Origin of the sequence: Pseudomonas sp. JL2 (assembly GCF_031570495.1) — a bacterium.
GTDB lineage: Bacteria > Pseudomonadota > Gammaproteobacteria > Pseudomonadales > Pseudomonadaceae > Aquipseudomonas > Aquipseudomonas rhizophila.
Genome location: NZ_JAKUDH010000035.1, coordinates 16,461 through 42,308, shown reverse-complemented (window position 1 = coordinate 42,308; position 25,848 = coordinate 16,461). Strand labels below are relative to the sequence as shown.

Sequence of the window (25,848 nt, the reverse complement as noted above, 5' to 3'; positions counted from 1 at the left end):
ATTAATCAGTATTGCAAAAATGGGGGTGACCATAGATTTTTTTGGGCTGTAGAAGTCGCCTACCTCGGGCTATCCTGAGGCGCTTGAACATACGACTCCAAGAGGGAAAGGCTTTGGGCATGGACATCGATTGCGTGGTAGTGGGCGCGGGCGTGGTCGGGCTCGCCGTGGCTCGGGAACTGGCCCAGGCCGGTCACGAAGTGCTGTTGATCGAAGCCGGCGAAGCCATCGGCATGGGCACCAGCTCGCGCAATTCCGAAGTCATCCATGCCGGCATTTATTACCCTCCGGGGAGCCTCAAGGCACAGTTGTGCGTCGAAGGTCGCCAACAGTTGTACGCGTATTGCGCGAGTCATGGGGTCGCGACCCACAGGCTTGGCAAATTGATCGTTGCCAAGGATCAGTTTCAGGTGGAGGGGCTCAAGGCCTTGCTTGAGCGAGGATTGAAGAACGGTGTCGACGACCTGCGTCTGCTCGATCAGCAGCAGGCGCTGGAGCTGGAGCCCGCTCTGGCCTGCGTCGCCGCGCTGTATTCGCCTTCCACCGGTATCGTCGACGCGCACGCACTGATGCTGGCCTTGCAGGGGGATGCCGAAGCGGCCGGTGCCGACATCGTATTCCACACGCCCTTGCTGGGGGCACGGACCATCACCGGAGGTTTCATGCTGGAGCTGGGTGGTACGGCGCAGATGAGCGTGTCCTGCCGCCGACTGATCAACGCCGCCGGCCTCCAGGCGCCCGCCCTCGCCCGCCGTATCGAAGGCTTGGCGCCGCACTCGGTGCCCCGCGATTATCTGTGCAAGGGCAACTACTTCAGCCTGACTGGACGCGCGCCTTTTCGACATCTGATCTACCCCGCTCCGGAAGCTGCCGGCTTGGGCATTCACATGACCCTGGACCTGGCGGGCCAGGCCCGATTCGGCCCGGACACCGAGTGGCTCGAGCGCGAGGACTACCGCGTGGACCCGGTCCGGGCCGAGGCCTTCTACCCGGCGATTCGCAATTATTGGCCTGGCTTGCCGGACCAAAGCCTGCAACCGGGCTATAGCGGCATCCGCCCGAAAATTTCCGGCCCCGACGAGCCGGCCCGGGACTTCCTCATCAGCAGCCCCGCCGAGCATCAGGTCCCGGGGCTGATCAATCTGTTCGGGATCGAATCGCCAGGGCTGACCTCCTGCTTGGCGCTCGCCGGGCGGGTGCGGCAACTGATCGTCTAGCGGAGGGGGCAGCGCAAAGTGCAATGCATTTTTCCATGCCCTCATGCAGGCTGCACGACCCGCAAAAAACAGGCCGATATAACCTGCTGTTTTAAAACGAGTTTATATAAATCATTGGCTGGCACGACTGATGCAATTTCCCTGTAACGCGGCGTTGGCGCTTGAAGCCGGCCCGCATCCGTGAATTGCCAGGAGCTACATATGAACGCCATCGACCTGTTGAAAGCCGACCATGAACGCGTCAAGGCCATCCTTGCCCAGCTGAGCGAATCAACCAGCCGGGGCATCAAGAAACGCACCGACCTGTTGGCGAAGCTGGAAATGGAAATCTCCATTCATACCCGACTGGAAGAAGAGATTCTCTATCCGGCCTACAAGCAGGCCGGCGGCAAGGAGCAGGCCGAGATGTACTACGAGGCCAAGGAAGAGCACCGCACCGTCGACTCGCTGGTGCTGCCGGACCTGAAGAACACCGACCCGTCCACCCCAGAATTTGCCGGCCGGGTGAAAGTGGTCAAAGAGTTGCTTGAGCACCATATCGAAGAAGAGGAAACCGAGATGTTCCCTCAAGCCAAAAAGCTGCTGGGCAAAGCGACGCTGGAGTCGTTGGGCGAGCAGATGGAAGCCATGAAGGCGCAGTACAAAAAAGAAATGAGCAGCTCCAGCATGGCCGCTTGATCAGGCGCTGCCGATGCGTTCAGCCGTTTGCCACGGCTGAACGCAGCCGGGCAGCTCACTGCATCTGTTCTCGCAAGAACTCCAACAGCGCCTGCACCGGGCGCGAACTTTGCCGATGTTGCGGATAGACCGCCGACAGCGCCAACGCCTCTGTCTCGAAGCCTTCGAGCACCTTGATCAATCGACCGTCCTTCAATGCCTCTCCGACAATGAACGTCGGCAGATACGTGATGCCCATGCCCGCGACAGCCGCGTCCCTGAGCAAATCGCCGTTATTGGCACGCATGCGTCCGGCGACCTCCAGGGTCAGCGGTTTGCTGCGTCCACCGAACCGCCATTGCACCTGACGGCTATGCCCATAGGGCAGGCAATCGTGATTGCGCAGGTCTTCGGGCCGTTCGGGCGTACCGCGTTGCGCCAGGTAGGCGGGGCTAGCGCAGTACACTCGCTCGATGGTCGCGATACGCCGGGCGATCAACGTCGAATCCTCCAGCACGCCAATGCGCAGCGCAATGTCGTAGCCTTCCCCCAGCAGGTCAACCGAGCGATCACTCAAATCCACTTCGACACTCACCTCTTGGTGGCGCTGCAAGAACAGCGGTAACAGGCTGCCCAGGTGCGCGACCGCGAACGAAAGTGGTGCGCTAAGACGAATGGTGCCGCGAGGCTCGCTGGTCTGGCCGCTGATGCCCTGCTCCACCTGTTCGACTTCACTGAGCAGGCGCAGCGCTGCTTCGTAATAGCGCTGGCCCAGCGGTGTCACATCCAGCCGTCGTGTCGAGCGATTGAGCAAACGCACGCCCAGTCGTTGCTCCAGTTCCATGAGCTTGCGGCTGACGAACTGCTTGGACAGCCCGAGCTTTTCCGCCGCCGCGGTGAAACTGCCCGACTCCATGACCTGGGCAAAAATGCGCATTTCTTCGAAGGGGTTCATTGTCATTCCAGGGTGGACAGTCAGGATGTTCTGGTGGGTATTGTGGATAGGGTGAGACAGGTTGCATAGAGGGTGAAGGTGTAGCCGTCATCGCGAGCAAGCTTTGCTCCCACAAGGATCTTGTGGTCACCCTGAATAAATGTGGGAGCGAGCCTGCTCGCGATGACGGCCGATCAGCTTGCCGAAAAGTGGATGCCAGGCACAAAAACGCCCGCACAAGGCGGGCGTCATCCAGCAGCAACCACTCAGCTTACTTGGCGGTCAGCGCCGAATAGCTGTTCATCAGGTTGCGGTAGTTGGGAATACGCTGGGACAGCAGATTGCCCAGGCCTTCGATGTCGTTGCGCCAGTCGCGGTGCAGCTCACAGGCCACCGAGAACCAGTTCATCATCTGCGCGCCAGCAGCCGTCATGCGCACCCAGGCCGCCTGTTGCACGGTTTCGTTGAACGTGCCCGAAGCGTCGGTGACGACGAACACTTCGAAACCTTCGGCCAGCGCCGACAGCGTCGGGAATGCCACGCAGACGTCGGTTACCACGCCAGCGATGATCAGTTGCTTGCGGCCGGTGGCCTTGATCGCCTTGACGAAGTCTTCATTGTCCCAGGCGTTGATCTGGCCTGGGCGCGGAATGTACGGCGCGTCCGGGAACATTTCCTTGAGCTCCGGCACGATCGGGCCGTTGGGGCCTTGTTCGAAGCTGGTGGTCAGGATGGTTGGCAGCTCGAAGAATTTCGCCAGGTCAGCCAGGGCCAGCACGTTGTTCTTGAACTCGTTGGGCGAGAAGTCCTGGACCAGGGAAATCAGACCCGTCTGGTGATCGACCAGCAGAACGACTGCGTCGTCCTTGTTCAGGCGATTGTAAGCGTAAGCAGGAACGTTGCTCATGGGATGACTCCTTTGGGATGGTTTGTGACAAAACCCTGTGGGAGCGAGCTTGCTCGCGATAGCGGAATGTCAGGCGGAGGCGATGTTGAATGTTCCGCCGCCATCGCGAGCAAGCTCGCTCCCACAGGAGAAAATCGGTGCGTTAGTCAAAAGGCAAAGCAGGAACAGCCAAACGCGCCCCAGAAGCCCTGGAAATCGCTGACTGGAACGTTCGACAGCCGCGCCCGTTCATGGCTATGGGCGTGCACCGTGCACGGGCCGCTGCACTGGTGGACTTGCGCCTGCAACGGTGAAGTCGGACGCCAGTGGCCGGGCACCTTGACCACCGGCGACCAGTCCGGGAGTACCGGCACGCTGGCGGGGCCGAGTTTTTCGAAGTCGCCGGCGGCGTACACCACCTTGCCGTCGACCACTGTCAGCACCGACTCGATCCACTTGATGGCCTCTTCCTCGACGCTGAAGAAATCCGCGCTCAGTGCCGCCAGGTCCGCCAGTTGGCCGACCTTGATCTGGCCTTTCTTGCCCTGCTCCGAGGAGAACCAGGCGCTGCCATGGGTGAACAGTTCCAGCGCCGTCAGGCGCGGCAGGCCTTCTTCGTGCAACGAGAGGCCACCGACGGTGCGGCCGCTGACCATCCAGTACAGCGAGGTCCAGGGGTTGTAGCTCGACACCCGAGTAGCGTCGGTACCAGCCCCCACCGGTACGCCTTCGGCCAGCATGCGCTTGATCGGTGGCGTGGCTTCGGCGGCCTTGGCACCGTAGCGATCGACGAAATATTCACCCTGGAAGGCCATGCGGTCCTGGATTGCGATACCGCCGCCCAGCGCTCGCACGCGTTCGATGTTCTTCGGTGTGATGGTCTCGGCGTGGTCGAAGAACCACGGCAGACCGTTGAACGGAATGTCGCGGTTGACCTTCTCGAACACATCGAGCATGCGGCTGATGGATTCGTCATAGGTGGCATGCAGGCGGAACGGCCAGCGCTGCTCCACCAGGTGCCGAACCACCGGCTCCAGATCTTGCTCCATGCCCGGTGGCAGGTCCGGACGCGGTTCGAGGAAGTCTTCAAAATCCGCTGCCGAAAACACCAACATCTCACCGGCGCCGTTGTGCCGCAGGAAGTCATCGCCCTGGTGCAACTTGACGCTGCCGGTCCAGTTCTTGAAGTCGGTGAGTTCTTCCTTGGGCTTCTGGGTGAACAGGTTGTAGGCGATGCGCACCGTCAACTGCTGCTCCCGGGCCAACTGCTCGATCACCGCGTAATCATCCGGGTAATTCTGGAAGCCGCCGCCGGCATCAATGGCGCTGGTCAGGCCCAGGCGATTGAGTTCACGCATGAACTGGCGCGTGGAGTTGACCTGATACTCCAAAGGCAGCTTCGGCCCCTTGGCCAAAGTCGAGTAAAGGATCATTGCGTTGGGCCGCGCCACCAGCATGCCGGTGGGTTCGCCCTTGCTGTCGCGCACGATCTCGCCGCCCGGCGGGTTTGGCGTATCGCGGGTGTAGCCAGCCACTCGTAGCGCCGCGCGGTTGAGCAAGGCTCGGTCATACAGGTGCAAGACGAATACCGGGGTGTCCGGGGCTGCCTGGTTGAGTTCTTCAAGGGTCGGCATGCGTTTTTCGGCAAACTGGAATTCGTTCCAGCCGCCCACCACCCGCACCCATTGCGGCGTCGGTGTGCGATCTGCCTGGTCCTTGAGCATGCGCAAGGCATCGGCCAGGGAAGGCACGCCTTCCCAGCGCAGTTCCAGGTTGTAGTTCAGGCCACCACGGATCAGGTGCAAGTGCGAGTCATTGAGCCCGGGGATGACGGTACGGCCCTTGAGATCGATAACCTGGGTGCCGCTGCCGCGCAGGGCCATGGCCTCGGCGTCGGTCCCTACCGCGACGAAGCGCCCCTGGCTGATGGCGACCGCACTGGCGCGGGGTTTCTCACGGTCGACGGTATGGAACTGGCCATTGAATAGAATCAGATCGGCGTTCATCGGACTTCCTTTGGCGATAAATGTGCAGGTGAATCAATCGGTGGTGGCATTTAGCAGGGGGCTGCTCCGCAGCCAGCGGGGATAAATCCCCTCGCCACAAAACCCCCTTGCCACAACAGTGTTTGTCACAACAGCTCGGCGCTGCTTAGGGCTCCAGGTGTTCGTGGGTTTGAGAGGCTTCTAGCCACGGCGCGAACAGGCGGGTGGCCAGTGGCATGCACACGTACACCACCGACAGCACGATGGTCAGGGTGATCAGGAATGTGGCGACTACGTAGTTGGAAAGAAATGCGTGAAGTTGCAGCACAGGCCCCCAGATCAGCGGTACCAGCAAGGTGTGGGGCAGGATGACCAACAGCGTCACCACCGCCTGTTTCCAGCGTGGCGGAGGAATGGCGGCATCGGCCAGCGGGGCGAACCAGAACTCCTTGTGGGGGGCGACTTCGGTCTGGTCGCCATCAGCCAGCAGCGGCGCGGCCTCTTCCACCAGCTCGCGGCGCTGGGGCGAATCCAGCCAGCGTTGCATCGCCTCGGTGGAGCAGAAACGCAGCACGCAGGTAAACAGCGACAGCCCGCCCAGCTTGCCCCGCACCACATCCACACCCAAGTGCCCAGGCCACTGACCAGCCACCTGCACGGTGCGGCGCAACCAGGCCTCATAAGCCGCGTCCTGGCCGGACTTGATCCGGTGCTTGATCACCAGGGTGACGATTTCGTCGAAGCCGGGTTTTGCAGGGCCGCTGGTGGATTCAACGGTTTGAGGTTCAGACATGACGTAGCACTCCAACAAAACGCGTGTTCATCGCCAGACGCCCAGGCCCGGCAATCAACACGCTGGTAAATACAATCAGCAGCAGCCAGCCGAACTGCCCTTCTTCCAGGGTCCACTGCGGATGTACCACCACAAGTGCGACGGCCAGCAGAAACAGGATGGGCACGCACGCCAGACGCACGAGGACCCCGGCCATGATCAACAGGGGGCAAAGCACTTCGGCGAAAATCGCCAGCATCAGGGTGGGCGCGGCGCCCAGGTGAAACGGATCCTCGATGCGCGTCAGCTCAACGCTGTAATGCAACAGCTTGGGCAGCCCGTGGACCCACAGTAAAAACAGCCCACCGCTCAGGCGCAGAAACAGCAAACCCAGATCCTGCAGGGAACGTTCGTGCACATTGCTCATCGCTGTACTCCATCCAGATCCGCATAGGCGGCGGCCGGTAACGATTGAGACATGTGGGTGGCAATGCGCGAGCGCAGCCAGCGCTCGGCCGGATCGTTGTCATGCACACCGCTCCAAACCATCGACAACTCGGCGGCATTGATCTGGAACGGCGGATCCTCCGCGCGCAACGCGCAGCCTTCCACCAGCGCGCAGGCGGCGTAGTCAGGCACGGTGGCGATCAGTTCGGTGCCTGCCAGCAAGGCTCGCAGACCGCTGAACTGCGGCACCGCCAACACCACTTTGCGCGTTCGACCGATGCGAGCCAGGTCCAGGTCGATGTTGCCGCTCAGGTCGCCCGAAAACGAAACCATGGCATGGGGCCGCGCGCAGTATTCGTCCAGGGTCAGCGGCCCAGGGCGCTGGTCGCCGCGCAAGACCTTGCAGGGAATGTCGCGCAATTTCTTGCGCTTGGCATTGGCCGGCAGGTCGGTGGTGTAACTCACGCCGACGCTGATTTCACCACTGGCCAACAGCGACGACATCAGCAGAAAATTGGCCCGGCGCACCACCACAATGATGCCGGGTGCTTCTTCGCGCAGTTGACTGAGCAAGGGTGGAAACAGGCCGAATTCGGCATCGTCGGACAAACCGATGCGGAACACGTCGCAACTGGTGGATGGATCGAAAGCCTTGGCCCGGCTGACCGCGCCCGAAATCGTATCCATGGCCGGCTGCAGTTCCTGCAGGATCGCCAGGGCCCGCGGCGTCGGCTCCATGCCGCGACCGTTGCGGATCAGCAGCGGATCGTCAAACAGATCCCGCAGCCGTCCCAGCGCCGCGCTCACCGCCGGCTGGCCCATGAACAGCTTTTCGGCGACACGGGTCAGGTTCTTCTCGAACATCAGCGCCTCGAAGATCACCAGCAGGTTCATGTCGAGGCGGCGTAAATCATTGCGGTTCATGGGTGCTATTCCTGTTGAATACCGGTCCTGTGGGAGCGAGCCTGCTCGCGAATGTGGTAACACAGTCGACATAAGTGCCAGCTGACCCACCGCTTTCGCGAGCAGGCTCGCTCCCACAGGCTTGCGGCTTGGTCAACCCTGGATAAACGCCAGCAGGTCCGCGTTCAGGCGGTCCTTGTGGGTATCGGTCAGGCCATGCGGCGCGCCGGGGTAGATCAGCAGCTGCGAGTTCTTGAGCAACTTGGCGGCGGCGATACCGGCGGTTTCGATGGGGACCACCTGATCATCATCGCCATGCACCACCAGGGTCGGCACATCGATATTGCGCAGGTCTTCGGACAGATCCGTCTCCGAGAACGCCTTGATGCAGTCGTAGGTGTTCTTGTGACCGGCGAGCATGCCCTGCATCCAGAACCAGTCGATCATGCCTTGGGAGACCTTGGCGCCCGGCCGATTGGCACCGAAGAACGAACTGGCCACATCTTTGTATAGCTGAGATCGGTCAGCCAGGGAGGCCTGGCGGAAACCGTCGAACACCTGCACGGGCAAGCCACCCGGGTTGGCCGGGGTCTTGAGCATCAACGGGGTCACCGCCGAAATCAGCCCAAGTTTGGCGACGCGGGCGGCACCATGACGACCCATGTAGCGGGCGACTTCGCCACCGCCGGTGGAGAAGCCCAGCAACACCGCCTCCTTGAGGTCCAACCGCTCGATCAGCTCGGCCAGGTCATCGGCATAGGTGTCCATGTCGTTGCCGTCCCAAGGCTGGCTGGAGCGCCCGTGCCCGCGGCGGTCATGGGCGATCACGCGGTAACCGTTGGACGCCAGGAACATCATCTGCGCCTCCCAACTGTCCGAGTTCAACGGCCAGCCGTGGCTGAAGACCACCGGTTGACCACTGCCCCAATCCTTGTAGTAGATCTCGGTGCCGTCGCGGGTGATGAAGGTGCTCATGACGTGACTCCTTGAGGTGGGTGGATTGCTCAATGGTCCGGTCAGAGGGGGCATTTGCGTGAGTTAAACGTTGTTAATTTTTTTGGAGCGTCGGTGTGAAAACTGCTTTTGTGGCGAGGGAGCTCGCTCCCGCTGGGCTGCGCAGCAGCCCCAAGACTGTCACCTCGGCGTGCCAGATTGATTGGGAACGGGGCCTTGGGGGCCGCTTCGCAGCCCAGCGGGAGCAAGCTCCCTCGCCACAGAGAACGCGGCGTCTGGAAAACGTTCACCNTGCGCAGCAGCCCCAAGACTGTCACCTCGGCGTGCCAGATTGATTGGGAACGGGGCCTTGGGGGCCGCTTCGCAGCCCAGCGGGAGCAAGCTCCCTCGCCACAGAGAACGCGGCGTCTGGAAAACGTTCACCGTTGCGCTTGAAACAAAACCTGAGGAATATGCTCGGGAAAAGCCCCCTGCACCGGGACCAGAACATTGAGAGCAACATGAGCCAATACCTCAACCTGCCTGTCGAACAGACGGTGCATTTCGGCCCTTACCGCGTCCATCCTCGCCAGCGGCTGGTGCTGGAGGCCGGGCAGCCGTTACGCCTGGGACGCCGGGCAGTGGAGATCCTGCTGGTATTGCTCGAACACGCTGGAAACGTGGTGAGCAAGCACGAACTGATGGCCCGTGTCTGGCCCAGGAGCGTGGTGGAAGACACCAACCTGCGGGTGCACGTGGCGGCGCTGCGCAAGGCCCTGGGAGACGGCCAGTCCGGGCAGCGTTACATCATCACTGTGGCGCAGCGCGGTTACAGTTTCGTCGCACCGGTGTCCCTGGAGCCGGTCGAGCAACTGGCGCGCATCCCGCACCCTTCCCTGGCCCACAACCTGCCGCCGCGCCGCACCCGGCTGATCGGACGCCAGGGCCTGGTGGAAAACCTGGTGGCCCAGCTGCCGAGAAAACGTTTCATCACCCTGGTGGGGGCCGGCGGGATCGGCAAGACCACCGTTGCCTTGCGTGTCGCTGAGCGGTTGATCGGTCACTACCGCGACGGCGCCTACCTGCTGGACCTGGCGTCGCTCAACGATCCGTGCATGATTGTCCCAAACCTGTGTGCGCTGCTGGACCTGCCGCTGCATGAAGGCGACCCGCTGGATGCCATCACCCGGCGACTCAAAGAGCAACACCTGCTGCTGGTCATCGATAACTGCGAGCACCTGATCGATGCCATCGCCCAGCTCAGTGAAACCCTGCTGCGCGGTGCGCCTCACTTGCACATCCTGGCCACCAGCCGCGAAGGCCTGCGGGCCGAAGGCGAGCACGTGCAGCATCTGGATTCCCTGGCGTTCCCACCCCGGGAGATGCCCATCGAGGGGTATCCGGCCCTGGAGTTCCCGGCGCTGCAGTTGTTCGCCGAACGGGCAATGGCCAGTCATGACAGCTTCGAGCTGACGGATCAGGACATACCGCTGGTGGTCGACATCTGCCGTCGGCTGGACGGTATCCCCCTGGCCATCGAACTGGCCGCCGGTCAGATCGGGGTATTCGGACTGGAGGCACTTCACCGGCAACTGCAAGACAGCGTCGCCCTGCTCCACAACGACACCAACGTCGCCGCACCACGCCAGCAAACCCTGCGGGCCACGCTGGACTGGAGTTTTGCGCTGCTTACCGACTGCGAGCAAACCTGCCTGCGACGGCTGGCGGTGTTCATGGGCAGCTTCAATCTGGCGTCGGCCGCAGCGGTGATCGTGGGTCAACATATCGCGCCGGACCAGGTGCTGATGTCGGTCAGCCAACTGGTCGCCAAATCGCTGCTCAACGTCGAGGTCGGCGATGAAGAGGTGCGTTATCGCCTGCTGGACACCACCCGCAGCTATGCCCTGGAAAAACTGACTGAAGCCGGGGAACTGGCTGCCAGCCACCAGCGTCACGCCGAGCGCTGCCTGACGCTGATGGAGCATGCCGAAAAAGACTGGGAAACGACCCCCACGCGGCAGTGGATCGCCCGCTACGCCCTCTATCGCGACGACATCCGTGCCGCGCTCGACCGAGGGCTGGGCCCGCAGGGGTCGCATGCGGTAGCGATCCGCCTGACTGCCCGCACCCTGCCCCTCTGGCAGGAGTTGTCGCTGCTCAGGGAGCACGGGCTTTACGTGAGCAAGGCGCGGGCGTTATTGCGCCAAAGCCCCGTGCCGTGCCCACGACTGACCCTGGCCCTGGAACTGGCCCATGCCAGTTTCAATTACCATACCCAAGGCGGCACGCCTGCCACTGTCGAAGCCTTCACCACGGCCCGGGTCCTGGCGCAACAATGCCAGGACCTGGCTGGCGAGCTGCGAGCCGTGTCGGGGCTCATGACCGTCAACCTCAGCTGCGGCAACTACCAAGAGGCCTTGGAGCAAAGCCTGGATTTCGACCGACTGGGCATGCACGGCGACCCGACCCTGTCCTTGAGCACCCAACGCCTGCGGGTGCTGGCGCAGCATTTCACCGGCGACCAGACGGCCGCCCGGCGTGATGCCGAACAAGTGATCCAGCGCCTGGCCCAGAGCGGCCACCTCAGCCGTTTCTCCCACGGCTTCGGCGTGCAATACGATCAGAGCGTGGCGGCACTGACCGTACTGGCGCGCATTCTCTGGCTGCAAGGCTTTGCCGAGAAAGCCCGGCGCACCGCCGACCTTGCGCTGCAGATTGCCTTGCAGATCAACCACGGCATCTCGATCTGCTACACCCTGGCGCTGAGCGGTTGTGTGATTGCGCACTACAACGGCGATCATTCACGCGCCCGGGAAAGGCTCGAACTGTTGAAGCACCAGGCGAAAAAACATTCGGTCATGCTGTTCCATGACTGGGCCAGCCACTATGCCCGCGCTTTCGATGACGAAACCCTGGAAGCGAGTTCGACCCACGCAGGACTGATCGAGGACATCGTCGTCACCCTGCGCATCGATTGCGTCAACCAGGCACAGGTCGAGCGCGCCCGCAACGGTGCGGCAGGCTGGTGTTCGGCGGAGATCTTGCGGGCCGATGCCGAAGCCCTGCTGGCGCAAAACGACCCCGCCCTTGAGCGCTGCGCCGAAGAGCAACTGCTGAGCGCCCTGACGGTGGCCCGGCGGCAAAATGCCTTGGCTTGGGAATTGCGCAGCGCCATGTCCCTGGCCCGGCTGTGGCAACGCCGGGGCATGGACCATGCCGCCCAGGATCTGCTCGGGCCGGTCTATCGTCGTTTCAGCGAAGGGTTCAACACCCCCGACCTACAGCAAGCTGGCGCGCTCCTGCAAAAACTGGCCCGACGGCTGGGGCCTTGAACGACGAACCTCCCAGGCTTCTTGCAGCGCGTGGCGCCGGCTGAAAACAACCCACTGACCACTGCGCCGCAATTTTTCCAGGGCATAGGCGCGCGTGGTGTGGAGCAAGTGGAACCGAACCCCGTCCACGCACTGCTCAACCATGACCAGCGATTGGTTCGCCAGCCGTGACAGCAGACCAGGCAGTTGCCCTGCTTCCAGCTCGGCACAACTGATGACGGCCAGCGCAGCCTTGAGCGTAAACGGCCCATCGAACACGGCCAGGCGCTGGAACACGGCTTGCTCATCGTCACTCAAACGCTCGAAACTCCAATCCAGCATGGCCTCCAGGCTGCGATGGCGCGCCACAGCCGTGCGGCGTCCATGGTTCAAGAGTGACAGCCCACAATCCAACTGTTCCAAGACCCCCGCCACGCCCAACACACCCACCTGGGCCGCCGCCAGTTCCAGCGCCAGCGGTAACCCGTCCAGGCGTTGGCATATCTGGACAATCACCGCCAGCTCGCGGTCATTGGGCTCGAAACCCTGCTGCCGGGCAGCGACCTGATCGATCAACAACTGCACCGCCGGACACGCCAATATCTGGTGCGCCGGCTCACGGGGCGAGGCCACTGTCAGCCCCGGCAGTTGTACGACGCGCTCATCCGTCAGATTCAAGGGCTCGCGGCTGCTGAACAACAGCGAGACCTGCGGGGCCGATGCGCCCAACGCCCGGGCCAGGTCCCGGCAGGCGTCGAGCAGATGGTCGCCGCCATCGAGCACCAGCAAAACCCGCCAGGATTTCAGTTGCTGGCCCAAGGCGCCATGTCCCAGGCCCAGGGTGCGGGAAACCTGCCTCGTCACCTGCGACGGGTCGCTGATGGCGGACAGGTCCACAAACCAGGCACCGTGGTCAAAGTGTTCCAGCAACAGTTCGGCCACCCGCAGCACCACGGTGGTCTTGCCGACCCCACCCGGTCCGGTCACGGTGGTCAGGCGCTGACGGGGCACCTCGCTGAGCAACCGGCCCAGCACTTTGTCGCGACCGATCACCGGGCTCAGGCGCGCGGGCAGGTTGTGGCGCTCGATCGGCTGCTCGACGTCAGCATCCACGACCACGGGCGCGGCAAAGCAATAGCCCTGCCGGGGATGATTGAGGATGTAGCGCGCCCCCTGCGCCGCGTCACCGAAAGCCCGCCGCAGCGCCGCGATGTGCACCCGCAGGTTGATGTCTTCCACCACGCTGTCAGGCCAGACGCGCGCGATAAGCGCTTGCTTGCTGACGAAGTGACCGGCGTTCTCCAGCAATACTTGAAGAATGTCCAGGGCGCGACCGCCCAATACCAGAGGCTCGCCGTCACGCGTGACAAGTCGCTGCTGGCGATAAAAGCTAAACGGGCCGAAGCACACCGCCGGCTCGGTGTCGGGTCTGGCGAAACTGTTCATGGGCGATCCAGCGCCGGATAACCATCGCGGGCATGACACTACGGCAATCCGAACGCGTCTGCCCTGGCTCCTGCGCATCCTTTCAAGAGGGTTCGCGGTTATCTTGGCAGCCATCGCCCAGAGGACAATGCTGGCACAGGGCGCATCACGGACATTGCGGTGCCCTGGACGGACACCGACGGCTCAACTGAACTGCTGGCGGTATTGCACGGGGGTCAGGCCAAGCTTTTCGCTGAACAGCGAGCGCATGTGCCGCACACTGCCGAAGCCACTGCGAAACGCCACGGTCTTGAGGGGCAAATCCGTGGATTCCAGCAACTGGCGGGCGCGGTCGATGCGCGCACCTTGCAGGAACTCCATGGGCGTCATCTTCACTTCGCGAACGAACATCCGGGCGAAATGGCGCGAACTCATGGCGGCGATCGCGGCCATGCGTTCGATGGTGAACGGTTCCTCCAGGTGCTCCATCACATGATGCTGCACCCGGGTAATGGCAGACTCTTGAGCCGCCACCGCCGCCACCAGCGGGCTGAACTGCGCCTGGCCGCCCTGGCGCTTCATCACCACCAGCAACACCTTGGCCACATCCAGCGCGACTTTACGACCGTGGTCCTGAGCGACGATGGACAGCGCCAGGTCGATGCCGGCGGTCACACCACCGGAGGTAAACAAGCGTCGATCCTGCAGGAAGATTTTATCGGTCTCCACCCGTGCCTTGGGAAAACGCTGAATCAGGCGTTCGGTGTAGTGCCAATGGGTGGTGACGCGATAGCCGTCAAGCAGCCCTGCCTCGCCTAGCACAAACACGCCGGTGCAAATGGAACCGTAGCGCGTGGCCCGCGGTGCTGCCGCGCGCAACCAGGTATGCAATCCCGGATGCTGGTCGTTATAGGCGCCCGGCCCACCCGGCACCAGCAACACGTCATAGGCCGCCCAAGCCTGGTCGATGTGGATATCGGCCTGTACCGCCACGCCATTGGACGCTCGCAACGCGCCGCGCTCGGTTCCCAGGGTCAGCAATTGATAACGAAGATCGGGTTCAAGGTAACGATTGGCGATGGAAAACACTTCAAGAGGCCCGGCCATGTCGAGCAATAAAAAATCCGGGAACAGCACCATTGCAACGGTTTTCATCAAAAATACGCCAAAATATTCAGGACCTGCAGATGCCACTTGTGGGAGCGAGCCAGCTCACGATAGCGCACTGGCAACCAACAAAGGGCCAAGCTGAAGCGGCTTTACGCACGCAGGCTCGCTCCCACAGGGTTTGTGTAGCCTGCAAAACCAACATTATGTCGAAGCCACGCGCCTGCGGGTAGGCACCGCTTATTGTCCACTCAAAACGGACAGTATTTCGTTTTCCACCTGCTTATTGAACAATTCAATAACCATTAACCTTCTTCTGAACCTGGCGAACGCCCAACGCCGCCGCCCATACACATCAGGAGAGCTACCATGCTGACCCTTCGCAAAGCTTCAGACCGCGGCATTGCCCGCCACGGCTGGCTGACCTCGTTCCATACCTTTTCCTTTGCCAGCTACCGCAACGTCAATGAACAAGGCTTCTCCGACCTGCTGGTCATCAACGACGACCGGGTCGCCGCGGCCAAGGGCTTCGGCCAGCATCCTCATCGGGACATGGAGATTTTTTCCTATGTACTTGAAGGCGCGCTGGAGCATAAGGACACCTTGGGTACCGGCTCCGTCATTCGCCCCGGTGATGTGCAACTGATGAGCGCCGGCAGCGGCGTGGCCCATAGCGAGTTCAACCACAGTGCCGAGGAGCTGGTGCACTTCCTGCAAATCTGGATCGTGCCCAACGTCAGTGGCGCCACACCGCGCTATCAGCAGGAGCACTTCAGCGCCGAACAGAAACGGGGTCGTCTGCAATTGATCATTTCCCCGGACGGCGCCAACGGCTCGCTCCAGGTGCGCCAGGACGCACGGGTCTATGCCGGGCTGTTCGACGGCAAGGAAAACGCCACCCTGACATTGGCGCCTGATCGTTATGCCTACGTGCATGTAGCCCGCGGCAGTGTCGAGCTCAATGGGGTGCCGTTACAGGAAGGTGATGGCGTACGGGTGCGCGAGGAACAGCTGCTGACGTTGAGCAACGGTCAGGATGCCGAGGTTCTGGTGTTTGATCTGCGACCACAGGAATTGCCGCAGATGCCATGAGCGGTCGCCCATTACCGCGGCTATAACACTTGAGCAATGGGCGCTAAAAGCGTCTAAAAAAAGTCGGGCAATCCGGCGCAATCGAGCTTTGCTATCAGAGGTAGCGCATGGGATCCAAGGGCTCGTCGCCCTCCTTCCATGCGCTCTTTGGTTGATGGGAAAAACGCCTGGATAAGTTCCCGGTCAACTGAACTTTCAGACCAATGGTGGGCGATGCCATCACTCTGTGATATTGACTGAATGTTACAAGCCAAGCAAAATGATCTCACTTGGCCATTAAAATCCCCTGGCTTCTGCTTATTTCATGGAAGAAAGTATGAAAACGGTTATTTCTTTCGTTGCACTCTCCGTTGCGTGCTGCGCCACTGCGGACGTCCAGACAATCACCTACCAATACGACGATTCAGACGCTGAATACTCCATCGTCTCGTTTATTGAAAGCGATTCATCCATCCAGGCCACGCTGCAAAGATCGGGCCGCTACTTTACCAACTATACAAAGCTGGAAATCGATTGCGCCTCGCGCAATGTTCGCCACATGGGGATGTACAACAGCCTCGATGGCCTGGAAAAAGCCCAGTTCGACCAGATGCAAGGTCGCATCATTGAAGGCTCGATAGCCGATGAGGTTGGCAAAGTGCTCTGCAAGGGCACAACCATGACCGCCTCCCAGACCGCCTCGCAGACAGACAAGCTGCCTGCCGACGAACTGCCCGACGATAAAACCTGATTCCACGCCGCCGGTCTGCAGTGCACCTTCGCACCTGCGCCAACGCCACACGTTAGCGCAGGCCCGCGTGAACTGCGCTACCTCAGCGCAACGCTTGTTTTCGCTCAAACGTCGAACGATAACTGCCGGGCGGAACGCCGAAGAAATCCCGAAAACGACGCTGAAAGTGCGGCGAGCTGACAAAGCCCGTCGCCACGGCGATTTCTGTGACGGATCGATTGGTCTGCTGGATAAGTTGGCGCGCACGGGTCAGGCGCAGTTCCAGGTAATAACGTGTCGGGGTCGCGCCGAGGAAACTGCAGAAGCGCCGTTCCAACTGCCGCTTGGAAATCTTCACGCATGCCGCCAGCTCATCAATGGTCAACGGCTCCTCGATGTTTTGCCACATCAACTCCAACGCCAGCTTGAGACTTTCTGGCAGCGTCGGATCGGTTTCGACGAAGACCGGCGGCAGATCCGACGCGTCGCCCGACTCGTCACACCGCAGGATCTCCTCGATCGCCCCCACCAGCGCCTCGCCTCCCGTCTGGCGGATCAACTGAAGCATCATGCGCAGCGAGCTGTTGGCACCTGCGCAGCTGACCCGCTGCCGGTCCACCACATAAGCGCGGCTGGAAACTTTCACATGGGGAAAAACCTCCGCCATCATGGCGCGACTTTCCGGGTGAACCGCGCACTCGAAACCATCGAGCAAACTGGCATCGGCGACGAAAAAAACGCCGTTCCACAACCCGCCCAGTATTGCCCCGGACGCGGCGTTGGCGCGCAGCTTGCGTCGCAGCAGCGGCATGCCCTGCAACTTCACGCGAAAGCCACCGGCGACGATCAGGACGTCCTGGTTTTCCGGCAACTGCGCCAACTCGATATCGGCAGAGATGACGATCCCCAGGTCACTGGTCACCTGACTCCCCGAGGTCCCAACCGTCAGCACCTCATACAGAGGCCTGTCGCTCATCAGGTTGGCCGTCACCAGCGCATCCACCGCACCGGTAAAGGACATCATCGAGAAGTTGTCCATCAATACGAACGCGACACGAACCGGAGCCTGGTCAGCACCTGAGGATCCGAGCGGCCGGTAAGCCATGTTTTTGTTTTTAAGTACGCTCTCGAATGCGCTTGGCATAGGGCCTCGTCAATACATGAAGGCATCAGGACTTGCATCACGCTCGCGCTTTAAGCAGCAGAGCAATTGGCACATCTTCCAGATTAACCACGACGGCTGCAATCGACTCGCGACACCGCAGGGTCATCGCCCCCTCCTCGACCTCAAGTACCTTCGATTCTGGTCGATATCGTGTAGGTACGCATGGGCGCTTCCCCCGTTCCAGAAACTCGCAACGCGCACCGCTACTGTTTCCTGTTTCCTGTTTCCGCCGTTTCAACACCTATAAATATCCGCGGGAGAAGTCATGAATATCAAACAGAAGCTGACATGGGCGTTCGCGGCCATCGCCTGCCTGCCAGTTATCCTGGTGGCGGTGCTGGTCGTGTTGAACCTGCGCGACGCCGCACAAACCAACTTCCTGGACAGCAGCGGCCGTGAAATCCGCCAGATCGACAACGGCATGAAGCAGTTCTTCGATGGCATCAGCCAGAACGTCGAGTTCTTCGCCAAGGACCCGCGGATTATCGCGGCCAAGGATCTGAAAAACTATTCCGGTGCCGACGCTGCACAAATTCCGCTGCCTGAGAACAACAAACAGCTACTGGACATATTCGACAGATTCGCCAAAAGCCATCCGACCACCGCCTATCTTTCTCTGGGGCTGGCCGACGGCGGTTACGCCAGCTGGCCTGACGATCCCAAAATTTCCAATTACGACCCTCGCGTACGCCCCTGGTACAAGGCTGCCATCGCTTCGCCGGGCACCACCGTGCGCACAGACGCCTATTACTGGGCACCGGACGACGTGTCGCTGATCGGCATCGTCCATACGGTCTCCGACGCCGCCGGCAAGCTGGTGGGTGTGGTGGGCCTGGATGTGTCGCTCAAGCAACTGACCGAACTGGTCAAGAACATCAAGCTGGGCGATAGCGGTTACCTGATGCTGGTCGAAGCCAATGGCAACGTCCTGGTCGATCCCAGCGATGCCAAGCACAACTTCAAGCCCATGGCAGAAATTGGCCCCAACTATGCCGAACTGGCCAAAAGCGGTGATGGCGTGACTCAGATCGAGATCGACGGGGTGCCCTACATGGCCAACGTCGTCAGTTCCAAAGGCCTGGGCTGGCGCTTCATCGGCCTGATCAAACGCGACGAAGTCATGGCCGAAGCGGCGAGCCTGACCTGGTTGATCGCCATCATCGCCGCCGCGCTGGCGGTGGTGTTCGCCATCGTCGGCGCCAGTTTCGCCAGCGTGATCGTGCGACCGATTCGCGGTGTTGCCAATGGCCTGCAGGAAATCGCCGAAGGTGAAGGCGACCTCACCCGCAAACTCTCGGTGCAAGGCAAGGACGAAACCGCCTCTCTGGCCAGTTGGTTCAACCAGTTCCTGGGCATGATCGCCCAATTGGTGCAGCGCATTGGCAGCGCCTCCTCCGACCTGCAAAGCGCCGCCGCCGATACCAGCGAAGTGGCGCAAAACATGAACGAAGCCGCCGGACGTCAACGCCAGGCCGTTGAACTGGTAAGCACCGCGTTCAACGAAATGGTCGCCACCGCCAACGAGGTCGCCCGCTCTTGCAGCCAGGCCGCCTCCAGCGCGGACGAAGGTTATCGCGACGTGCACGACGGCCAGCATCACATCGGGGAAGCCACGGGCAGTGTGCTGAAATTGAGCGAGGATCTGCAAAAGTCGACCCAGACCATGCAGGCGCTGGAGCAGGACAGCAAGAACATCAACACCATCCTCGACACCATTCGCTCGATTGCCGAACAGACCAACCTGCTGGCCCTCAACGCTGCCATCGAAGCGGCGCGTGCCGGCGATCAAGGTCGCGGGTTCGCCGTGGTGGCCGATGAAGTCCGCGCCCTGGCCCGGCGTACCGCCGACTCCACCGGCGAGATCGACAGCCTGCTGGGCAACCTCGCGCGTCGGACCCAGGAAGTCACCCTGCAGATGCAGGGCAGTCTGCAGGGCTCCAAAACCAGCGTTGAACGCATCCAGCAGGCCCGCGACAGCTTCGACAAGATCCGTATCTCGGTGGACTCGATTCGCGACCAGAACACCCAGATCGCCACGGCGGCCGAGGAACAGCACCAGGTGGCCGAGGACATCAACCGGCACATCTCGCAAATCCATACCGATGCACAACTGGTGGAAGAATATGCCCACTCGGCGCAGACGGGCTCGGGGCGCTTGACGGATATTTCCGGGCAGCTCAAAGGATTGGTGGGGCGGTTCAAGTTCTAGTTGTAGAGCCTGAGACAGCCACCCCAAATGTGGGAGCGAGCCTGCTCGCGATGGCGGTGGGTCAGCTTGCATTGATGTTGAATGTGCTGACGCTATCGCGAGCAGGCTCGCTCCCACACTTGCTGTGTCACCGAGTCATTGCGGCCCTGTTGTCACCGATGCGGTTTGCCCGCCAAACATGGCCTCGAAGCGCGGTTTGTTGGCTGCGTAGTACTCGGCGACCACCTTGTCTGCCGAACTGTCCCGCGCCGCCGCCATCAATCTCTCAAGGTCAGCTTGAGGAATATTGAAGTGAGTGAAGAAGCGGGCGACGTCGGGATACTCCGCGCTAAAACCTTTGCGGGCCACCGCGTGAATCTGCTCTGCGCCCCCAAAAATCTTCTTGGGATCATCCAGATAGCGCAGCGACCATTTGGAGAACATCCAATGCGGGCTCCAGGCGTTGACCAAAGACCATTTGTCACGCTTGAGGTTACGATCCAACTCACTCAACATCCCGGATTCGGACGAAGCAACCATTTTGTAGCCATCGAGTTTGTATAGCTCAATGGCTTTTTCTGTCAGCTTGTATTGGCCGTTGCCCACTTCTGAAGTGAGGATTTTGCCGCCGAGCTTTTCCCGCACATCTGGTTTGTTGAGATCCTCGATGCTGGCGATCTCACTGGCGGCAATGGAAGTTGGCACCGCCATACCGATCCGACCTTCATACAACACGCCAAGGTCTTCGAGCTTGTCGCTGTACTTGTCATAGAAGGCTTTGTGAGTGCTCGGCAGCCAGACCATCGGGATCAGGTCGATATTACCGTTAGCCAGCGCCTGGAACTGAATGCCGATATCGGCCAGCACCAGTTTGACCGGTTGCTTGAGGTGGTCTTGCAGGGCGGTGCTTGCCAGCTTTACAGCGATTTCCGTATCCGACCAATTCACCCATCCAATGCGCACAGGCGCAGGCTCCTCGGCATGGGCAAGCAAGCTGCAAAAGACCATACACAGGCCTGCAAGCCAGCCGCTAAAAGTCTTACTGGATAACGTAACCATAGTGCCTCTCCGCGTTCTGTGTGAGTTGTTGTTGGCAGGACAGCAGAAGCAATTACCTTCACTCATGAGCGCAAAAGCGCCCTCATCTTCAGGCGGTTTTGATCTCTACGTTCACGTTGGGGTCAATGGCGCCGTTCACTGCGGCAGACATTTTCAGTGCCTCTAGCCCTCTTGAGCCCAAGCCTGGGTTCCCTCACCCCGAGCAAGCCAAATCACCTCGCTGCGAGCCGATCTTAATCCTGGCATTTTGACGGCGCAAGAAAAATGTACACCACTGTCTGAATCATTGACACACATGAACATCCAACTTACCGTTATGTCAAAACCACGCCTGACGTTCTGCTCCGGAGCGCAACACCATGTCCAGCGACCCCTTGCTGCAGCCTTACAAGATCAAACACCTGACGCTCAGAAACCGGATCATGACCACCTCCCATGAGCCCGCTTACCCCGTCGACGGCATGCCGAAGGACCTGTACCGGGCGTATCACGTTGAACGGGCAAAGGCCGGCGTGGCGTTGACCATGACCGCAGGTTCCGCTGCCGTTTCCCGTGACAGCCCGCCGGTGTTCAACAACGTGCTGGCGTACAAGGATGAGGTGGTCAAATGGATGAAGGACCTGACCGACGAGTGCCATGAACATGGCGCCGCGGTGATGATTCAACTGACCCACCTGGGACGGCGTACACGCTGGGACAAGGCCGACTGGCTCCCGGTCGTATCGCCCTCTCATCGCCGCGAAGCGTCCCACCGGGCCTTTCCGAAGAAACTGGAAGACTGGGACATCGACCGGATCATCAAGGACTACGTGGATGCCGCCGAACGCATGAAGGCCGCAGGCCTTGATGGATTGGAGTTACAGGCGTACGGGCACCTCATGGATCAATTCTGGTCGCCGCTGACCAACGACCTCGACGGCCCCTACGGCGGCTCGCTGGAAAACCGCTTGCGCTTCACTTTTGATGTGCTGCGTGGCATACGCCAGCGCTGCGGCGAGGACTTTCTGCTGGGAGTGCGCTACACCGGAGACGAGGACCTGCCGGGCGGCTTCGGTGCCAAAGACGGCATCCAGATTTCCCACATGCTCAAGGACAGCGGGCTGGTGGATTTTCTCAACGTCGTTCGCGGTCACATCGATACCGATGCGGGCCTCACCGATGTGATTCCGATCCAAGGCATGCGTAACTCGCCACACCTGGATTTTGCCGGCGAGATCCGCTTGGCCACCGGTTTCCCGACGTTCCATGCGGCCAAGATCCCGGACGTGGCCACGGCACGGCACGCCATCGCCTCGGGCAAGGTGGACATGATCGGCATGACGCGGGCGCACATGACCGATCCACACATCGTGCGCAAAATTATCGAAAAACGCGAAGAAGACATCCGCCCCTGCGTCGGCGCCAACTACTGCCTGGACCGCATCTACCAGGGTGGCGCCGCGTATTGCATCCACAACGCCGCCACCGGGCGCGAAACCACCATGCCCCACGAGATCCCCAAGGCACCCACCAAGCGCAAGGTGGTGGTGATCGGTACCGGCCCGGCGGGCCTGGAGGCAGCGCGGGTCGCCGGCGAGCGCGGCCACGACGTCACGGTGTTCGAGGTGGCTGACCAACCCGGCGGCCAGATCCGCTTGACCGCGCAGAGCGAACGGCGTCGCGAGATGATCAGCATCATCGATTGGCGCATGGCGCAATGCGAACGCTTGGGCGTGAAGTTCCATTTCAACACTTGGGCCGAAGCCGAGACCGTCATCGCCGAGGAACCGGACGTGGTGATCGTCGCCACAGGCGGCTTGCCGCACACCGAGGTGCTCAAGCAGGGCAATGAACTGGTGGTGTCGACCTGGGACATCATTTCCGGCGACGTCAAGCCTGGCAAGAACGTGCTGATCTTCGACGACGCCGGCGACCACGCGGCGCTACAGGCGGCCGAGGTCATTGCCAACAGCGGTGCAAAACTGGAGATCGTCACGCCGGACCGGTCGTTTGCGCCGGAGGTGATGGCGATGAACCTGGTGCCTTACATGCGCAGCCTGCAGGACCTGAACGTCACCTTCACGGTCACCTATCGCGTCGACTCCGTAGAGACGCGCGACGGTCAGCTGGTGGCCAGCTTCGGCAGCGATTATGGCCAAGTGCACAAGCAGCGCGTGGTCGATCAGGTGGTGATCAACCACGGCACCCTGCCCCTGGACGATCTGTACTTCGACCTGCGCCCGCATTCGAGCAACAACGGTGCGGTGGAGCAGCACAATCTGATCGCCGGGAAAACCCAGAATATCGTGACCAACCCCGAGGGTCGTTTTCAACTGTTCCGGATCGGCGACGCGGTGTCGGCACGTAATACCCATGCCGCTATCTACGATGCACTGCGGCTGGTGAAAGACGTCTGAAGGTCATGCCCCTGACCCCATGAGTCAGGGGCATTTTTGAGACTTAACATTGACTTTCACCCCGTGCGAGCCTGCTGGCGATAGCGGTGGTTCAGCTACGTGGATGCCGGATGTGCTGTTGTCATCGCGAGCAGGCTCGCTCCCACAGGGGGTCTGTGTTGGACATGAATTTTAGATCGACTGAAGATTGAATGTGGGAGCGAGCCTGCTCGCGATAACTGCTACCCCAGCAACCGATACACACACGAGCCCCGATCGCGCAGGGGCTGCTTTTTTCAGGCTTGAAGCCCCTGACGAGCAACCGCTGCACCTGCCTGCAACGCCCTGCCCACCTGCTCCTCGAAGTGCCCATCGATCATCGCTTGCAAGGCGGCAGCCGTCACCCCACGGTAGGCCACCAGGGCGTCGATCATGTGTTGGGCATCGTGACTGGCCAACAACTGGCTGCTGCTTACCACCACATTTTTCGCGGCACGTTGGGCGATATCGCAGGGAATGCCGGCAGCCATCGCCTGATTGGCCAGCGTCGTCATCAACAAGGCAGGGAAAGCCGGGCCCGTACCCGAGAGCGCCGAGAGGTAATCGATGAAGTCCTCTTGCTGCACCTCTGCCGCCGTGCCTACACACTCGAACAAGCGCTGCACGAGGCTTTTCGTCGTTGCCGCTACCTCTGCAAAGCAATACCAAGGCGTAAAGGACTGCCCGATCTCCACCGCCGCATTGGGCATCGCCCGCACCAATGCCGCAGCCGAGGTCTGTGCAGCAATTGTCTGTGCGCCAATCCCAGCCATCAGAGAAATAACGGTTTTACCCGTCGCGTTGATGTTCAGGCTGGCGAAATGCTCGGGGCGAACGGCGATGATCACGACGTCGCTGCGATCCACCAGGTCCTGGTTGTCCGCGACCAGGCAAGCACCTTGCTGAGCCAACGGGTGGTTTCCCGAACGATTGGAAATGACCAGGTTCGCCGCCGGCAACAGTCCCTTCGCCAACATCGCCTTGGCAATCGACCCGCCCAGCCAGCCGGTACCGCCAATGATCCCCACGGTCTCATTGATCATCGGTGCTGCCTTCGAAAGTGTCGGTCAAGGGAACAAAGATCCCAGGCTCCTTTTCGGCATAGCCGAACTTCCCATAGAAGCGATCCAGCTCGCGCTGCTTGGGGACTTTGCCGGTGAAAATACTCACGTAATGCGGAATGCGCTGGAAGCGCACAGTAATCAGCTCACTCGTATTCATGGTGATATAGCCGATCTGCGTCAGATAAATCGTTCGGGCCCGGGTATCAGCGCCTTGGCTGTCATAACCGAAGCGCTTGAACATGCTCGCCAGAGCATTCATCCGCTGCTCGTCTACGGCAGCGACCTCTTGGGCCACTTCAGCGGACTGTAGCGCCCAACTGCGCACGGCAAACTCGAACTGCGAGTCGAACAACTGCGGGTTGAGCCAGCACTCGAACACATTCAGGATCGCCTCGGAAATGCTTTCGGCATAACTTTCGCTTTGCCTGATCAAGCCCCCGGTATTGGTCTCCCGCCACCGAGACAACAAAGCCGCCAGCAACTGCTCGCGGTCCTCGAAGAACCAGTAGAAGCTGGTGCGTGACAAGCCCAGGCGCTTGGCCAGCGGCATGACCCGAACAGCATCGATGCCCGACTCCTTCAGAGCCTCGTAGGCCGCTTCCAGCCACCCCTCCGGCGAACCCCGCCAGCCTGCGTCTTGAGCCTTGCCACGTGCTTTCCCTAACTGGGACATCCCATGCCTCCTTCAAAATACATAAACCAATGTACCTCTACGACCCAAAAATGTACATGTGAGTACATTTTATTGACATGAACAGACATATGTCTTGAAGTCGACCATCAGCCTTATCGCCATCGTTTCTCGGTTACACAAATTGCCTGACCGGTATCTCTGGCAGGCAAAGCCTCCATTAGCATTTGTCCTATCCTTGCATTAATCACCCACCCGGAGAGTCGAATGCCCACCTGCGAATCCACCCTCCTCCAAAGCTGGCACCACAACGCCCAATCCTGGATCGAAGCCATCCGCACCGGCACCCTCGAAAGCCGTCTCAAGGTCACCAACCAGGCCATCATACTGGCGGTGCTAGGCCGCCAACCCGAGCGTGTGCTCGACCTGGGTTGCGGTGAGGGTTGGTTGTTGCGTGCCCTGACTGAACGAGGTATCGAGGCGGTCGGTGTAGATGGCGATGCTACGCTGGTTGAGGCCGCGCGGGCCGTCGGTTCTTCGCGGGTATATTTGGCCAGCTACGAAGAGCTGGCGCAGGCCAAGGTGGACATCGGCAGCGACTACAACGTGATCTGCGCCAACTTCGCTCTGCTGCATCAAGACATCGTCCCTTTGCTCGCAGCCATGAACGCCCTGCTCGCCCCTGGCGGTACGCTGGTGATTCAGACGCTGCACCCGTGGGTCATGGCAGCGGACGACTACCAGGATGGTTGGCGGGAAGAGACTTTCACCGGTTTCAAGGGACAGTGGCAACCCATGCCGTGGTACTTGCGAACCTTATCCAGTTGGCTCAACGCACTGGACATGGCCGGCTTTCGGCTCGCCGGCCTACAGGAGCCACAGCACCCGCAAAGTGCGATGCCACAATCGTTACTATTAGTAGCCGAGCGGCGAGACTAAGGGCGTTTGC

21 protein-coding genes and 1 pseudogene are annotated in these 25,848 nt (G+C 60.9%); 9 read left to right on the top strand and 13 right to left on the bottom strand.

Features of this window, described 5'->3' with window-relative positions:
- Positions 1 to 113: 113 nt before the first annotated feature.
- Together MKS85_RS27390 and MKS85_RS27385 are read left to right on the top strand one after the other, a co-directional pair.
- Positions 114 to 1,217: an NAD(P)/FAD-dependent oxidoreductase gene (locus tag MKS85_RS27390; RefSeq protein ID WP_310663206.1), complete on the top strand. Its 1,104-nt coding sequence runs from the start codon at positions 114 to 116 to the stop codon at positions 1,215 to 1,217.
- A 201-nt stretch (positions 1,218 to 1,418) separates the two neighbouring features.
- Entirely contained in the window at positions 1,419 to 1,895 is a 477-nt protein-coding gene (locus MKS85_RS27385) for a hemerythrin domain-containing protein (RefSeq protein WP_160892945.1), read from the top strand.
- Between the two features lie 55 nt (positions 1,896 to 1,950).
- On the opposite strand, the gene MKS85_RS27380 is transcribed toward MKS85_RS27385, so the two are convergent.
- From MKS85_RS27380 to MKS85_RS27350, 7 genes are all read right to left on the bottom strand, one after another.
- A complete protein-coding gene (locus MKS85_RS27380) occupies positions 1,951 to 2,829 on the bottom strand; it encodes a LysR family transcriptional regulator (protein WP_310663205.1) in 879 nt (292 codons plus the stop codon).
- Positions 2,830 to 3,079: 250 nt separating this feature from the next.
- On the bottom strand, positions 3,080 to 3,715 hold the full coding sequence (ycaC, locus tag MKS85_RS27375) for an isochorismate family cysteine hydrolase YcaC (protein WP_139050654.1): 636 nt from the start codon (positions 3,713 to 3,715) through the stop codon (positions 3,080 to 3,082).
- 146 nt (positions 3,716 to 3,861) lie between these two features.
- Positions 3,862 to 5,700, bottom strand: coding sequence for an amidohydrolase (locus MKS85_RS27370; protein ID WP_076385492.1), 1,839 nt, complete (start codon positions 5,698 to 5,700; stop codon positions 3,862 to 3,864).
- A gap of 145 nt (positions 5,701 to 5,845) precedes the next feature.
- Positions 5,846 to 6,472, bottom strand: a complete 627-nt coding sequence (locus MKS85_RS27365) for an antibiotic biosynthesis monooxygenase (protein WP_188251534.1) — start codon at positions 6,470 to 6,472, stop codon at positions 5,846 to 5,848.
- Entirely contained in the window at positions 6,465 to 6,878 is a 414-nt protein-coding gene (locus MKS85_RS27360) for a DoxX family protein (RefSeq protein ID WP_139050656.1), read from the bottom strand. The genes MKS85_RS27365 and MKS85_RS27360 overlap by 8 nt, the downstream gene beginning before the upstream one ends.
- Positions 6,875 to 7,822, bottom strand: coding sequence for a LysR family transcriptional regulator (locus MKS85_RS27355; protein ID WP_047229365.1), 948 nt, complete (start codon positions 7,820 to 7,822; stop codon positions 6,875 to 6,877). The genes MKS85_RS27360 and MKS85_RS27355 overlap by 4 nt, the downstream gene beginning before the upstream one ends.
- A 132-nt stretch (positions 7,823 to 7,954) precedes the next feature.
- The gene (locus tag MKS85_RS27350; RefSeq protein WP_047229364.1) at positions 7,955 to 8,776 is read right to left on the bottom strand and encodes an alpha/beta fold hydrolase; all 822 of its coding nucleotides are present in this window, start codon (positions 8,774 to 8,776) and stop codon (positions 7,955 to 7,957) included.
- 479 nt (positions 8,777 to 9,255) lie between these two features.
- Here MKS85_RS27350 and MKS85_RS27345 point away from each other — a divergent pair, with 479 nt between their 5' ends.
- Positions 9,256 to 12,066: a winged helix-turn-helix domain-containing protein gene (locus MKS85_RS27345; protein WP_310663204.1), complete on the top strand. Its 2,811-nt coding sequence runs from the start codon at positions 9,256 to 9,258 to the stop codon at positions 12,064 to 12,066.
- Here MKS85_RS27345 and MKS85_RS27340 read toward each other — a convergent pair.
- Positions 12,013 to 13,491 (bottom strand): winged helix-turn-helix domain-containing protein, encoded by a 1,479-nt coding sequence (locus MKS85_RS27340; protein WP_281459374.1) that lies wholly within the window; start codon positions 13,489 to 13,491, stop codon positions 12,013 to 12,015. The genes MKS85_RS27345 and MKS85_RS27340 overlap by 54 nt on opposite strands.
- Before the next feature lie 183 nt (positions 13,492 to 13,674).
- Positions 13,675 to 14,625 (bottom strand): GlxA family transcriptional regulator, encoded by a 951-nt coding sequence (locus MKS85_RS27335; RefSeq protein WP_047229361.1) that lies wholly within the window; start codon positions 14,623 to 14,625, stop codon positions 13,675 to 13,677.
- A 321-nt stretch (positions 14,626 to 14,946) separates the two neighbouring features.
- On the opposite strand from MKS85_RS27335, the gene MKS85_RS27330 reads away from it, so the two are divergent.
- A complete protein-coding gene (locus MKS85_RS27330; protein ID WP_188251529.1) occupies positions 14,947 to 15,669 on the top strand; it encodes a pirin family protein in 723 nt (240 codons plus the stop codon).
- Between the two features lie 316 nt (positions 15,670 to 15,985).
- Positions 15,986 to 16,399, top strand: coding sequence for a hypothetical protein (locus MKS85_RS27325; RefSeq protein WP_188251528.1), 414 nt, complete (start codon positions 15,986 to 15,988; stop codon positions 16,397 to 16,399).
- An 82-nt stretch (positions 16,400 to 16,481) separates the two neighbouring features.
- On the opposite strand, the gene MKS85_RS27320 is transcribed toward MKS85_RS27325, so the two are convergent.
- Positions 16,482 to 17,522 (bottom strand): GlxA family transcriptional regulator, encoded by a 1,041-nt coding sequence (locus tag MKS85_RS27320; RefSeq protein WP_310663203.1) that lies wholly within the window; start codon positions 17,520 to 17,522, stop codon positions 16,482 to 16,484.
- 286 nt (positions 17,523 to 17,808) lie between these two features.
- Here MKS85_RS27320 and MKS85_RS29095 point away from each other — a divergent pair.
- Together MKS85_RS29095 and MKS85_RS29090 are read left to right on the top strand one after the other, a co-directional pair.
- Positions 17,809 to 18,891: pseudogene (locus tag MKS85_RS29095) on the top strand (cache domain-containing protein); the annotation flags it as partial.
- Between the two features lie 6 nt (positions 18,892 to 18,897).
- A complete protein-coding gene (locus tag MKS85_RS29090; RefSeq protein WP_370695189.1) occupies positions 18,898 to 19,752 on the top strand; it encodes a methyl-accepting chemotaxis protein in 855 nt (284 codons plus the stop codon).
- Positions 19,753 to 19,887: 135 nt separating this feature from the next.
- Here the strand turns inward: MKS85_RS29090 and MKS85_RS27310 are convergent, their stop codons facing one another.
- The gene (locus MKS85_RS27310; RefSeq protein ID WP_076385501.1) at positions 19,888 to 20,790 is read right to left on the bottom strand and encodes a glycine betaine ABC transporter substrate-binding protein; all 903 of its coding nucleotides are present in this window, start codon (positions 20,788 to 20,790) and stop codon (positions 19,888 to 19,890) included.
- Positions 20,791 to 21,149: 359 nt separating this feature from the next.
- On the opposite strand from MKS85_RS27310, the gene MKS85_RS27305 reads away from it, so the two are divergent.
- Positions 21,150 to 23,186 carry an NADH:flavin oxidoreductase gene (locus tag MKS85_RS27305; RefSeq protein ID WP_310663202.1) on the top strand — a complete coding sequence of 679 codons (2,037 nt, stop codon included), beginning with the start codon at positions 21,150 to 21,152 and terminating at the stop codon, positions 23,184 to 23,186.
- A 275-nt stretch (positions 23,187 to 23,461) separates the two neighbouring features.
- Here MKS85_RS27305 and MKS85_RS27300 read toward each other — a convergent pair whose 3' ends face one another.
- Both MKS85_RS27300 and MKS85_RS27295 read right to left on the bottom strand, forming a co-directional pair.
- The gene (locus MKS85_RS27300) at positions 23,462 to 24,247 is read right to left on the bottom strand and encodes a pyrroline-5-carboxylate reductase dimerization domain-containing protein (RefSeq protein WP_310663201.1); all 786 of its coding nucleotides are present in this window, start codon (positions 24,245 to 24,247) and stop codon (positions 23,462 to 23,464) included.
- The gene (locus MKS85_RS27295) at positions 24,237 to 24,941 is read right to left on the bottom strand and encodes a TetR/AcrR family transcriptional regulator (protein ID WP_107322866.1); all 705 of its coding nucleotides are present in this window, start codon (positions 24,939 to 24,941) and stop codon (positions 24,237 to 24,239) included. Before MKS85_RS27295 ends, MKS85_RS27300 begins: the two co-directional genes overlap by 11 nt.
- A 225-nt stretch (positions 24,942 to 25,166) precedes the next feature.
- Between MKS85_RS27295 and MKS85_RS27290 the strand changes: the two genes are divergently transcribed.
- Complete coding sequence (locus tag MKS85_RS27290) at positions 25,167 to 25,838, top strand: bifunctional 2-polyprenyl-6-hydroxyphenol methylase/3-demethylubiquinol 3-O-methyltransferase UbiG (protein ID WP_139050665.1); 672 nt, start codon at positions 25,167 to 25,169, stop codon at positions 25,836 to 25,838.
- The last annotated feature ends 10 nt before the right edge of the window (positions 25,839 to 25,848 follow it).

Bases quoted from the DNA above. Each gene is read 5' to 3' on its own strand.
- MKS85_RS27365 (WP_188251534.1), bottom strand. From the start codon at position 6,472: ATGTCTGAACCTCAAACCGTTGAATCCACCAGCGGCCCTGCAAAACCC.
- MKS85_RS27300 (WP_310663201.1), bottom strand. From the start codon at position 24,247: ATGATCAATGAGACCGTGGGGATCATTGGCGGTACCGGCTGGCTGGGC.
- ycaC (WP_139050654.1), bottom strand. From the start codon at position 3,715: ATGAGCAACGTTCCTGCTTACGCTTACAATCGCCTGAACAAGGACGAC.
- MKS85_RS27370 (WP_076385492.1), bottom strand. From the start codon at position 5,700: ATGAACGCCGATCTGATTCTATTCAATGGCCAGTTCCATACCGTCGAC.
- MKS85_RS27355 (WP_047229365.1), bottom strand. From the start codon at position 7,822: ATGAACCGCAATGATTTACGCCGCCTCGACATGAACCTGCTGGTGATC.
- MKS85_RS27340 (WP_281459374.1), bottom strand. From the start codon at position 13,491: ATGAACAGTTTCGCCAGACCCGACACCGAGCCGGCGGTGTGCTTCGGC.
- MKS85_RS27310 (WP_076385501.1), bottom strand. From the start codon at position 20,790: ATGGTTACGTTATCCAGTAAGACTTTTAGCGGCTGGCTTGCAGGCCTG.
- MKS85_RS27290 (WP_139050665.1), top strand. From the start codon at position 25,167: ATGCCCACCTGCGAATCCACCCTCCTCCAAAGCTGGCACCACAACGCC.
- MKS85_RS27330 (WP_188251529.1), top strand. From the start codon at position 14,947: ATGCTGACCCTTCGCAAAGCTTCAGACCGCGGCATTGCCCGCCACGGC.
- MKS85_RS27325 (WP_188251528.1), top strand. From the start codon at position 15,986: ATGAAAACGGTTATTTCTTTCGTTGCACTCTCCGTTGCGTGCTGCGCC.
- MKS85_RS27320 (WP_310663203.1), bottom strand. From the start codon at position 17,522: ATGCCAAGCGCATTCGAGAGCGTACTTAAAAACAAAAACATGGCTTAC.
- MKS85_RS27380 (WP_310663205.1), bottom strand. From the start codon at position 2,829: ATGAACCCCTTCGAAGAAATGCGCATTTTTGCCCAGGTCATGGAGTCG.
- MKS85_RS27295 (WP_107322866.1), bottom strand. From the start codon at position 24,941: ATGTCCCAGTTAGGGAAAGCACGTGGCAAGGCTCAAGACGCAGGCTGG.
- MKS85_RS27335 (WP_047229361.1), bottom strand. From the start codon at position 14,625: ATGAAAACCGTTGCAATGGTGCTGTTCCCGGATTTTTTATTGCTCGAC.
- MKS85_RS27305 (WP_310663202.1), top strand. From the start codon at position 21,150: ATGTCCAGCGACCCCTTGCTGCAGCCTTACAAGATCAAACACCTGACG.
- MKS85_RS29090 (WP_370695189.1), top strand. From the start codon at position 18,898: ATGATCGCCCAATTGGTGCAGCGCATTGGCAGCGCCTCCTCCGACCTG.
- MKS85_RS27345 (WP_310663204.1), top strand. From the start codon at position 9,256: ATGAGCCAATACCTCAACCTGCCTGTCGAACAGACGGTGCATTTCGGC.
- MKS85_RS27360 (WP_139050656.1), bottom strand. From the start codon at position 6,878: ATGAGCAATGTGCACGAACGTTCCCTGCAGGATCTGGGTTTGCTGTTT.
- MKS85_RS27350 (WP_047229364.1), bottom strand. From the start codon at position 8,776: ATGAGCACCTTCATCACCCGCGACGGCACCGAGATCTACTACAAGGAT.
- MKS85_RS27385 (WP_160892945.1), top strand. From the start codon at position 1,419: ATGAACGCCATCGACCTGTTGAAAGCCGACCATGAACGCGTCAAGGCC.